General features: G+C 76.1%; 8 protein-coding genes. 2 read left to right on the top strand and 6 right to left on the bottom strand.

Features of this window, described 5'->3' with window-relative positions; translation table 11 throughout:
- Positions 1 to 537: 537 nt before the first annotated feature.
- Entirely contained in the window at positions 538 to 1083 is a 546-nt protein-coding gene (locus ABZ497_RS11885; RefSeq protein ID WP_359804465.1) for a CU044_2847 family protein, read from the bottom strand.
- Positions 1084 to 1405: 322 nt separating this feature from the next.
- On the opposite strand from ABZ497_RS11885, the gene ABZ497_RS11890 reads away from it, so the two are divergent.
- Positions 1406 to 2506 (top strand): chemotaxis protein, encoded by a 1101-nt coding sequence (locus ABZ497_RS11890; RefSeq protein ID WP_359804466.1) that lies wholly within the window; start codon positions 1406 to 1408, stop codon positions 2504 to 2506.
- A 480-nt stretch (positions 2507 to 2986) separates the two neighbouring features.
- Here ABZ497_RS11890 and ABZ497_RS11895 read toward each other — a convergent pair whose 3' ends face one another.
- The 4 genes from ABZ497_RS11895 to ABZ497_RS11910 all read right to left on the bottom strand — a co-directional run bounded on the left by ABZ497_RS11895 (position 2987) and on the right by ABZ497_RS11910 (position 7450).
- Positions 2987 to 3940 carry a hypothetical protein gene (locus ABZ497_RS11895; protein ID WP_359804467.1) on the bottom strand — a complete coding sequence of 318 codons (954 nt, stop codon included), beginning with the start codon at positions 3938 to 3940 and terminating at the stop codon, positions 2987 to 2989.
- Positions 3927 to 4448 carry a SigE family RNA polymerase sigma factor gene (locus ABZ497_RS11900; protein WP_329485957.1) on the bottom strand — a complete coding sequence of 174 codons (522 nt, stop codon included), beginning with the start codon at positions 4446 to 4448 and terminating at the stop codon, positions 3927 to 3929. The genes ABZ497_RS11895 and ABZ497_RS11900 overlap by 14 nt, the downstream gene beginning before the upstream one ends.
- A 464-nt stretch (positions 4449 to 4912) precedes the next feature.
- Complete coding sequence (locus ABZ497_RS11905; RefSeq protein WP_359804597.1) at positions 4913 to 6382, bottom strand: M1 family metallopeptidase; 1470 nt, start codon at positions 6380 to 6382, stop codon at positions 4913 to 4915.
- Between the two features lie 537 nt (positions 6383 to 6919).
- The gene (locus tag ABZ497_RS11910; RefSeq protein WP_359804468.1) at positions 6920 to 7450 is read right to left on the bottom strand and encodes a GNAT family N-acetyltransferase; all 531 of its coding nucleotides are present in this window, start codon (positions 7448 to 7450) and stop codon (positions 6920 to 6922) included.
- 210 nt (positions 7451 to 7660) lie between these two features.
- Here ABZ497_RS11910 and ABZ497_RS11915 point away from each other — a divergent pair, with 210 nt between their 5' ends.
- Positions 7661 to 8605 (top strand): polysaccharide deacetylase family protein, encoded by a 945-nt coding sequence (locus ABZ497_RS11915; protein WP_359804469.1) that lies wholly within the window; start codon positions 7661 to 7663, stop codon positions 8603 to 8605.
- Between the two features lie 71 nt (positions 8606 to 8676).
- Here ABZ497_RS11915 and ABZ497_RS11920 read toward each other — a convergent pair whose 3' ends face one another.
- The gene (locus ABZ497_RS11920) at positions 8677 to 9114 is read right to left on the bottom strand and encodes a YchJ family metal-binding protein (protein ID WP_359804470.1); all 438 of its coding nucleotides are present in this window, start codon (positions 9112 to 9114) and stop codon (positions 8677 to 8679) included.
- Positions 9115 to 9542 lie beyond the last annotated feature (428 nt).

Consider the following 9542-nt stretch of genomic DNA (forward strand, 5'->3'; position numbering starts at 1 on the left):
GCACCCCGTCGAAGTCCCGACTGCCCTTCAGCACCCCGCACACCGCGCCGGAGTCCAGCCGGACGACCATGCCGCCACTGAACCCGTCCCGCACCTCGTCCCCGGTCAGCCGCAGATAGCCCGCCGCCGGGCCGGCCACCGTCAGCAGCAGGGAGTCGCAGTGGACCCCGGGGACCGGAGTGTGGGTGGAGAACCCGCTCACCAGTACCGCCGTTCCGGCCTCCGGCGGGCGCCCGGCGTCGAGGAGGAGCGGCACCGCCGCCACCGTCCGGTCGAGGTCGAGCAGGGCGAGATCCGGGAAGGCGTGGAACCTGCCGTCTCCCGGTTCGGTGGGGAAGAGCCGGCCGGGACGGGCCGCGCCGGCCCGTCCGCACGCGCCCCGCACGCCCAGCCCGGCGCGGCCGCGACGCGCCACGTGGGCGGCGGTCAGCACCATGGTCGGGGAGAGGACGAATCCGCTGCCCAGGAAGCCCGAGTCGTCGAAAACCTCGACGGCGGCCGCCCGCGTGGCCGCCACCCCGGGCGGCCGGCGGTCCGTCACCGGAGGTCGCTCACCCGCGGTCCGGCCGGGGCTCCGGCTCGGGGCGGCCCGGTGTCCGCTCCGCCGTCCGCACCACCCGCCCCGCCCTGCCCGCCGTCCGCGCCGTCGCCCGCACCCGGGTGGGCGACGTCGCGTCGCGCCGCCCGGGCCGCCGAGACCCGCGCCGTGTCCCAGCTCATCCGGACGGTGAACGAGGCCTCGCCCCCGGCCTCGGCCACCACGCCGATCAGCTTCCCGGACTTCACGGCCAGTTTGAGCCCGAACTCGACCTCCAGCGCGTCCGGCATCGCCGGGCCCGCGTCCGCGACGCTGTCGGAGGCCCAGCGTCCGATGTCGCGCAACACCCCGCCGACCGCGTCCAGCCGCAGCGGCAACTCGGCGAGCGCCCGCCCGGCGGCGTCCCGGACCCCGGCGTCACCGCCCGCCCCCGTCCCCGTCCCGGCCGCGGGAGCCGGTACCGGCGCCGTCGCGGGCTCCAGCGCCGTCACCTCGGCGTGGACGAGCGCGCCCCCGCCGAGATCCACCGTGATGACGTCCCCCACCTGTGACTCCCCCTCGGCCTCGATGTGCGGCAGCGCTCAGCGTAGGGGCTGAGCCCGCCGTGCGACACAACTATCCGACGATCAGGAGGTTCTGATCGCGTCTCAGCTGAGCGGCGGATCTTCCGTGGGCGGGGGCGGGCCTCCCGCTGGGTCCGGTGCGCCCGGTCCCACCGTGGATACGGACACCTTTTCGGTGGCGGCGGGCATAGGAGCGGGTTTGGATGGGGAGGGGTGGAGAGGCAAATCCGGCAAAGCTGGCAAACCATAAGAGAATCTGATTCTGCCGAGCATGTCGAGGCAACCGCGACAAGAAGGGCATCCGATGCACGCAGCCGAGCTCACGCCTGCCGTCCTCGCCGAACTGCGCCGCCCCCGGCGCTACCCGGCCGTCTCCATCCTGCTGCCCACCCACCGAAGCGAGCCCGACAACGCCCAGGACCCGGTGCGCCTGCGCAATCTGATCGCGGAGGCCAAGAACCGGCTGCACGCGGACGAGGCCGTGTCCCGGGCGGACCGGCTGGACGTGGTGGAGCAGTTGGACCGGGCCCTGCGGGAGATCGACCTGGTGCACGCCGAGGACGGTCTGGCGATCTTCGTGGCGCCCGGTGAGCACCAGGTCTGGTCGCTGCCCCGGAGCGTCGCCGCCCGGGTGGTGTTCTCCGAGACCTTCCTGACCCGCAACCTCGTCTCCGCCTACGCGGCCGGCGCGCCGTACTGGGTGCTGACGGTCGCCGCCGACCGGGTCGCGCTGTTCGGCGGTACGGCGGCGCGGCTGGCCGAGCACACGGCGGGCGCCTTCCCCCTGGACCAGGTCGGCCCGGACTGGGACGTCGAGCGCAAGGAGCGGATCGGCGACGTGCCGAGCACCTTCCGCGACGAGGAGACCAGGCGCTTCCTGCGGGACGCGGACACCGCGCTGGCCGCGGTCCTGGAGGCCGACGCGCGCCCGCTGTACGTGCTCGGCGAGGCCGCCGCGCTCGCCCTGCTGGACGAGGTCGGCACCGCCGTGAAGCGGGCCGCCGCCCAGGTGCCGCGCGGCGGCCTGGGGCACGCCTCGGCCGCCGCCGTCGCGGAGGCCGTCCGCCCCATCGTCGCGAAGCAGGAGCAGCAGGCCGTCGCCGAACTCCACGCGCGGCTCGACTCGGCCCAGAGCGTCAAGGCGCTGGCCGCCGGCATCGACGAGGTCTGGCAGAACGTGAACGAGGGCCGGGCCGCGCTGCTGGCGGTCGAGGAGGACTACTGGGAGCCGGTGCGGGTCACGGACAGCCACCTGGTGCCCACCACCGCCGACGAGCCGGACGTCCGCGACGACATGGTCGACGAGATCGTCGAGCGCGCCCTGGACACCGGCGCCAAGGTGCAGTTCGTCCCCTCCGGCGAGCTCGCCGGCCGCGACCGGATCGCCGCCGTGCTGCGCTACTGACCACCGTCCGCCCCGGGCCCGGCCGGTCACCCCGGCCGGGCCCGGGGCGGTCTGCCGCCCGCGACCCGCGGTCCCGCCGCCGTCGGAGGACGGATGTCCGGCCCGCCGCCGAGGACGTCGAGGGGCGGGCGGCCGTCAGCGGGATCCCTCGCCCGGCGGCGGCTTTCCGGTCACCACCAGGGCCTGCCGGGCCGCCGCGGTGAGCCGCCCCGGTCGGGGGCCGGCCCGGCGGCCCGGCAGGCCCGCCGGGGCCGGTTCGCGGGGTGCCGGCGGCGCCGGGTGCACCGGGGAGGGGGCTCGGCCGCGTCCCGGGTCGCCGGGGGTCCGGGCCGCGGCGGCGCGGACGGGGCGGCCGCCGAGCCCGCGGTGGCGGGCGCGCAGCCCAGCAGGAGCAGCATCAGGCCGACGAGGGTGCGACGGGGCAGGGCCATGGTGGGACCGCCTTCGGGATGCGGGTGGGCGGAGCGGGGCCGGGCGGGTTCAGTCGACCAGGCTGCCGTCGGCGACCCCCGAGGCGCCGCCGGTGATCCGGACGGAGTCGACGATCTTCTGGACCAGGCCCAGGGTCCGGGTGGACGCGTGGTTCAGGCAGGCGGTCAGCTCGACCACCGCCACCGCGTCGCCCAGGGCGATCGCCCGGTACCCGGTGAGCTGGCTGGTGCCGCCGCGGAGGCTGCACTCCTTGTCGATCGTGGAGTCCTGCACGGCCATCGTGGTCCCCGTCCCCGCGATCTTCCCGAGGTAGGCCGGGTCCCTGAGCAGGGTCATGCTGACGAGTGCGCCGTCGGTCGCCAGGGCGGTGAGGGGCGTGCAGTAGCCCGGCTCGGGTGCGCACTCGGGCCCGCCCGCCAGCGGTTGGCTGGCCGTGTACCCGGTCGCGCGCAGCGCGTCGGGGGAGCGCACGACCAGGGTGGACCAGCCCGGCGGCACCCGGATGATCACACTGTTGAGTTCCGGGTACCGGACGGCCTGCCAGTCGTCCTCGGCGACGGGCAGGGAGCTCGGGGCGACGCTCGGCGCCGGGCTCGCGCCCTCCGGTGGCAGGCTCGGCGACGGGGCCCCGTTCCCGGGTGCGTCGGCGGCCGGTCCGCCCGCCGAGGGGCGCAGGGCGGTGTGCGTCGGCGCGGGGGCGATGGCCGGGGCGGCGGCCAGCGCGGCGGCGAGCAGGCCCCCGGTCAGCCCGGCCCCGAGCCCGGCCGCCCGGCGCCGGCGGCGGTTGCGGGCGGCGAGTTCGCGGATCCGGTCCATCCGGTCGGCGGGCGCGGGCAGGTGCGGGGCGGCCCGCTGCAGCAGCACGCGCAGCTCGTCCTCCACCTCGGCGTCCGCCATCGAGAGCCCGTCGGGGGCGCCGAGCACGGGGTCGCCGAAGCCGGGGTGTCCGAACCCGGGGTGTCCGGGCCGGCGGTCGGGGCGGTCGGGGTCAGACCAGGTCACGGCGTCCCCCCTCCAGCAGCAGCTCCCGGGTGGGCATCTTGCCGCGCAGGGCCTGCAGCGCCCGGTGCGTCTGGCTCTTGACCGTGCCCGTGGTACAGCCGAGTGCCTCGGCGGTCTCCTCGACGCTCAGGTCCTCGAAGTACCGCAGCACGACCACCGCGCGCTGCCGCGGCGGGAGTGCCCGGACGGCGGCGGCCACCACCTCGCCGACCACCAGCTCCTCGAACGGGTCCGAGGTCACGGGCTGCTCCGGCAGTTCGCCGTGCGGCAGTTCCCCGTGCCAGCGGCGCCGCCACCAGGAGACGTGCGAGTTCACCAGCACCCGCCGGACGTACGCCTCCGGCCGGTCGATCGCGATCTTCTCCCACCGGGGCCAGACCTTGGCGAGCGCCGTCTGCAGCAGGTCCTCGGCGAGGTGCGGATCGCCGGTCAGCAGCCAGGCCATCCGCAGCAGGCGCGGGCTGCGGGCGGCGACGAACTCCTCGAAGTCCGGTGTCGCATCCCTCATCGTGCCGCCCCCGCCATGGTGCTCCCGTCGTTCCCGCCGTCATCGCCGGCCGTGGTGGCCGTGCCGTCGTCGTCCTACTCACGGCTGCTGAACGCGATGGGAGGTCGAACGGGTTGCCTGCCGGAAGGGCACATTTTCCAGCAGTGCGTCGCGGACCGGCGCCGCGGCCCCCGCCGGGCGTCGTGGGCGGGGCCTCGGCATCGTCCGGAGCGGGCCGGCGGGGCCGTCCGTCGCGCGGACCTTGGACGGCCCGCGAGCCGGCCGGAACTCGGCCGGGCGGCGGGCGGGCCGTGTGACCACGATGCGCCCGCGGACCCCCGTCGTACAGGGCGCGCGATGGGCGCCCGAGCGCACCGGACCGGCGCGCTCCGGCGTACGGCGGGGCCGTGGCGACGGTGGCCGGCCGGGAGGCGGGGAGGGGCCCGCCGCACCGGGTGGGGCCGGCACCCCGGAGGGGAGCCGGCTCAGAGCGTCCCGCTGCCACGCGGCGCCGGGGCGGACCGGTCGGCCGCGCGGTCGGTCGGCGTGACCGGCGTGACGGTCCAGTCCGGGTGGCCCGGCATGGCCGGGGTCCGGTCGCCGTAGAGCCACTCGGTGAGGAAGGCGGTGAGGTCCTGGCCGGACACCTCCGAGGCGGTCCGGATGTAGTCCGCGGTGGTGGCCGTGCCGTCCCGGTGCCGGCGGAGGAACGTCCGCTCGATCCGGTCGAAGGCGGCCGCCCCGACCCGCTCGCGCAGGGCGAACAGCACCAGGGCCCCGCCGGTGTACCGCTGGCTGTCGAAGAGGTCGGCGGCGGTCGGCGAGGCGACCGGCCCGGAGTCGTGGCGCCACTGGTCGCCCTTGGCGTACACGTCGCGCATCCGGTCGGTGAGGGTGGCGAAGCCGCCCGAGTCCGGCCAGCCGCGCTCGTAGCGGTACATCAGGCCGTAGAAGTCGGCGTGGCCCTCGTTCAGCCAGAGGTCCGCCCAGGTGCGCGGCGAGACGCTGTCGCCGAACCACGAGTGCACCAGCTCGTGCATCATGTGCGAGCCGATCAGGGGCTCGGGCTGGCGCAGGAAGTTCGGCTTGTAGAGGGTGAGGGTCTGCGTCTCCAGCCCGGTGAAGCCGAAGGCCGCCGGGTCGTCGGTGTTGGCGGGCAGCAGCCCGTACGTCTCGAACGGGAAGGCCCCGAGGTGCTGCTCGGCCCAGGCCAGCTGGCCCGGGGTGAGCGCGAGGGCGGGCTCCAGATCGGCGGCGCGCGCGGTCGGGACGACGTCCCGCAGCGGCAGCCCGCCCGGGCCGGTGCGCTCGCGCACCGTGTAGTCGCCGACCGACACCTGCACCAGCTCGGTGGCCATCGGCTCGCGCGAGACGTACCGGCGGGTGGTCTGCCCGCCGTCGCGCCGCTCGGTCGTCGTGAGCCGGCCGTTGGCCACCCCGTACAGGGCGTCCGGCGCGGTGACGGCGACGGTGAAGCGGGCCTTGTCGCTCGGGTGGTCGTTGCACGGGAACACGGTGTGCGCGCCGTCCGGCTGACCGGCCACCGCGAAGCCGTCGGGGGTGGGGACCCAGCCGGTGTGCGGCAGCTTCGCGGCGGGGTCGGCCGAGTAGTCGACCGTCACCCGGAGCGTGGCGTCGCGGCGCACCGGACGGGCCGGGACGACGGTCAGCTTCTCGTCGTGCGCGCGGAACGCGGCCGGCCGGCCGTCGACCCGGACGGCGTGCACGTCCAGGCCGAGCGCGTCCAGCTCCAGGCTGGGCAGGGCGGTGAGCGCCCGCGCCGTCAGCGCGGCGGTGCCGTCGACGGTGCGGCTGTCGGGGCGGTAGCGGAGGTCGAGGTCGTAGCCCTGCACGTCGTAGCCGGCGTTCCCGAGCTGGGGGAAGACCGGGTCACCGACGCCGGCGACCGGAGCGTCCGCCGCGGCCGCGCCGGGCGGCACCGCGGCGCCGAGCACCGCCGTCGCGAGTGCCAGGGCGATGACGAGGCTGGAGCGCGGCCTGGCCAGGGTGATCACCGCTTTCGTGTCGTGTCCCGGAGTGCGGCGGCGAGGTCCGCCGGTGCCGCAGGGCGACCTTTCGAGCACGGATCGTAGCGGATCGGTCGGACGGTCCGGGAGGCCGCGCGACACGCGGCATCCCCCGGACGGCCCACCGCGGTAGCCGAGTGGCTGCGGACTGTCATAGCGTTCGAAGTGCTCCGCCCCCTGACGGACGGGGCCACGGCCGTCGGAGTACCTGGCCAGGTCCGGCGGCCGTTCTTCATGCTCTCACCCCCGCCCGCCACGCGACTCCTGGGCGGGGGCGGGAGCTGGGGACGGGAAACCGCCCCGCCGAGCCCCCTCGCCGCGAGCCGTCGCCCCGCGCGAGCCGCGGGGCGCGACGAATCTCCGGTGTGGATGCGCCGCCCGGGCTGGACTTCGGGGCCGCCGCGCGTGCTGCTCCCTCCAGCCCCCGCCCCGCCGGCCGGTGGGGCGCGACCGGCGTCAACCGCCTTACCCCCGCTGCTCGGTGAGGTCCTTGCCGTACCAGACCTCGGCGTACGCCCCGCTGGTGTACGCCGGGATCTCGCGGTACCCGTGCCGGGTGTAGAGCGCCCGGGCCTCGACGAGGTCGAGCCGGGTGTCGAGCACGACGCGCTCGGCGCCGAGCGCTCGGGCGCCCTCGTCCACGGCGGCGAGCAGGAGCCCGCCGCCGCCGGTGCCGCGGGCCGCGTGCCGGACGAAGACCCTGGTCAGCTCCACCGTGCGGTCGTCGAGCACCCGCAGGCCGGCGCAGGCCTGCGCGGCCCCGCCGAGGCGGCCGAGCAGGAAGAGGCCGGTCGGCTCCGCGAGGTCGTCGCTGGGGGAGTCGGCCAGGCCGGTCTCGATCTCCTCGGGCGTGCCGTCCCGGCCCAGGTGCAGCCGGTAGTACCGGTTGGCGACGTCGATGTAGTACGCGCGCAGCAGTGCCTGCGCCTCCTCGGAGTTCACATCGGCCCGTTCGATGGCCCAGCGGTCGTTCGTGCGCGGGGTGGTGGTGGTCATGCGCCGGATTATCGGCGTCGGACGGTGTCCGGCGCGAACGGTTATCCGGGCTGGACGGCCCGGTGACCTGCGCGGACCGGTGTTGCGCCGGGTGGGTGACGGTGGGATTGGCCGGTGGGCGTGGCGGGGGAGCAGTGCTCCATGGACACACCATCAGATCATCGTATTAATGGAGGGTTGAGGGGGAGTCGCCGAGCCGGAACCGGCCTCGTGGCGGCGGTCTGCCTGGCGGCGGTGATCGCCGGCTGCGCCGCGCCGACCGGACACCAGGCGCCGTCCTCGCGGGCCGGTCTGAGCGCCGCCCCCGCCCCGGCCGACCCGGCCGCCACCTCCACCGCCGAGCGGGGCGGACCTCGGCCGCCGGCCGTGCCGCTGGCGCTGCCCGGCCTGGCCCGGGCGGAGGAGGAGACCAGCAGCGAGGCGGTGGCGCGCCGGGAGACGGCCGTCCGCGAGGCGCTGGAGACCGCGCGGCGCTGGGGGGTGGACCGGCTGCCGCTGCGGGCGCCGCGGCCACCGGTGTCCAAGCCGGAGCTGAAGCCGGTGCAGGGGGTGCGGCTCCAGGACGGGCGGCCGCCGGTGGTGTACCGCGTCCCGACCGACGAGAAGATCGTCTTCCTGACCGTCGACGACGGCGCGGAGAAGGACCCGGAGTTCTCCCGGATGGCGGCGGAGCTCGGAATCCCGCTCAGCACCTTCGTCGCCGACTACCTCGCGCGCGCCGACTACGGCTACTTCCGCGACCTCGCCGCCCAGGGCGACGCGGTGAACAACCACACCATCAACCACCGCAACCTCAAGGTGCTCGGCTACGACGTGCAGCGGGACGAGATCTGCCGCCAGCAGGACCAGCTGGAGGGGCAGATCGGCACCCGGCCCCGGCTGTTCCGGCCCCCGTACGGCGAGTACAACGACGACACCCTGCGGGCCGCCGCCTCCTGCGGCATCGAGGCGGTGCCGCTCTGGAACGAGGAGGCCTTCCCCGACCACATGGAGTACCGCTACGACGACCAGCGGCTGCACGCGGGGGACATCATCCTCACCCACTTCCGGGGCACCGACCTGTGGCCGGGCACCATGCCCGACCTGCTCCGCAAGGTCGTGAACGACGTCACCGCGCAGGGCTTCGCCCTCGCCCGGCTGGACGACTACCTGTAGCCGCCGCCGGGGAGCCGACGGCGGCCCGGCCCGGCCCGGCCCGGTCCGGTCCGGCCCGGTCCGGGGGCCGGTCAGTCCACCGAGAGGGCGTCCAGGTACACCCAGGCGCCCTCGTACCGGACGAAGCGGCTGTGCTCGGTCAGGATCCCCTGGTCGCGGCCCTCGGTGTAGTGGGCGCGGAAGGCGACGGTGCCCTCGGCGTGGAAGCGGCCGCCGTCGGTGGCGGAGAGCACCTCCAGCCCGGTCCAGCGCAGCGTGGGATCGACGTCGATCGCGTCCGGCCGGGTGTCGGGGTGCCAGGAACGGAGCAGGTACGCCTCGTCGTGGGCGGCGAAGGCGCTGAAGCGCGAGCGCATCAGCGCCTCGGCGGTCGGCGCGGCGGCCAAGCCCCGGTGGTAGCGGCCGCAGCAGTCGCCGTACGCGGCGGACAGGCCGCAGGGGCAGGGCGAGGAGGGCAGCAGGCGGGGTGCGGGGGTGGCGGCGCGGGGCGCGGAGCGGCGTCGGGACATGGCGTCCATTCTCACCCCTCGCGGGGCCGCCGCCGCCCCGGCCCTGCACCCGGGCGCCGGGCCGGGTGAAGGGGCGGGCGCCGGTCGGGTGCCGGGCCGGGTGTCTGGACGGGGCCGGGCCGCCCCGATCCGCCGGAATCCGGGCGAAGGGGCGGACCCGCTGCGGACATGTGCGTACCGCGTGAAGGCGGGCCGGATCGCGCGGTCGCGCGGCGGTGGTGCGGCCGGCCGCGTACGGCGGGCGCCGACGAGGGGGTCGTGAGCCTTCGGGGGCGGTCGGCTGACGCTGCTTCAGGCACCGAAATGACGGGTTCAGGTCAAGACATCCGAGGTCGAAGGCCCTTTGCCGCCCCGGAGCTGATGCCCCGTCGGCTACTGGGGAGACCGTATCGGCACCGCGCGCGGATGTCACGGGCTTCGGCAGCCGG

Source organism: Kitasatospora sp. NPDC005751, from assembly GCF_040630835.1.
Lineage (GTDB): Bacteria > Actinomycetota > Actinomycetes > Streptomycetales > Streptomycetaceae > Kitasatospora.

What these genes read in the sequence shown, in the direction of transcription:
- ABZ497_RS11890 (WP_359804466.1), top strand. Translation starts at nt 1,406, where the DNA reads ATGCACGCAGCCGAGCTCACGCCTGCCGTCCTCGCCGAACTGCGCCGC.
- ABZ497_RS11900 (WP_329485957.1), bottom strand. Translation starts at nt 4,448, where the DNA reads ATGAGGGATGCGACACCGGACTTCGAGGAGTTCGTCGCCGCCCGCAGC.
- ABZ497_RS11910 (WP_359804468.1), bottom strand. Translation starts at nt 7,450, where the DNA reads ATGACCACCACCACCCCGCGCACGAACGACCGCTGGGCCATCGAACGG.
- ABZ497_RS11920 (WP_359804470.1), bottom strand. Translation starts at nt 9,114, where the DNA reads ATGTCCCGACGCCGCTCCGCGCCCCGCGCCGCCACCCCCGCACCCCGC.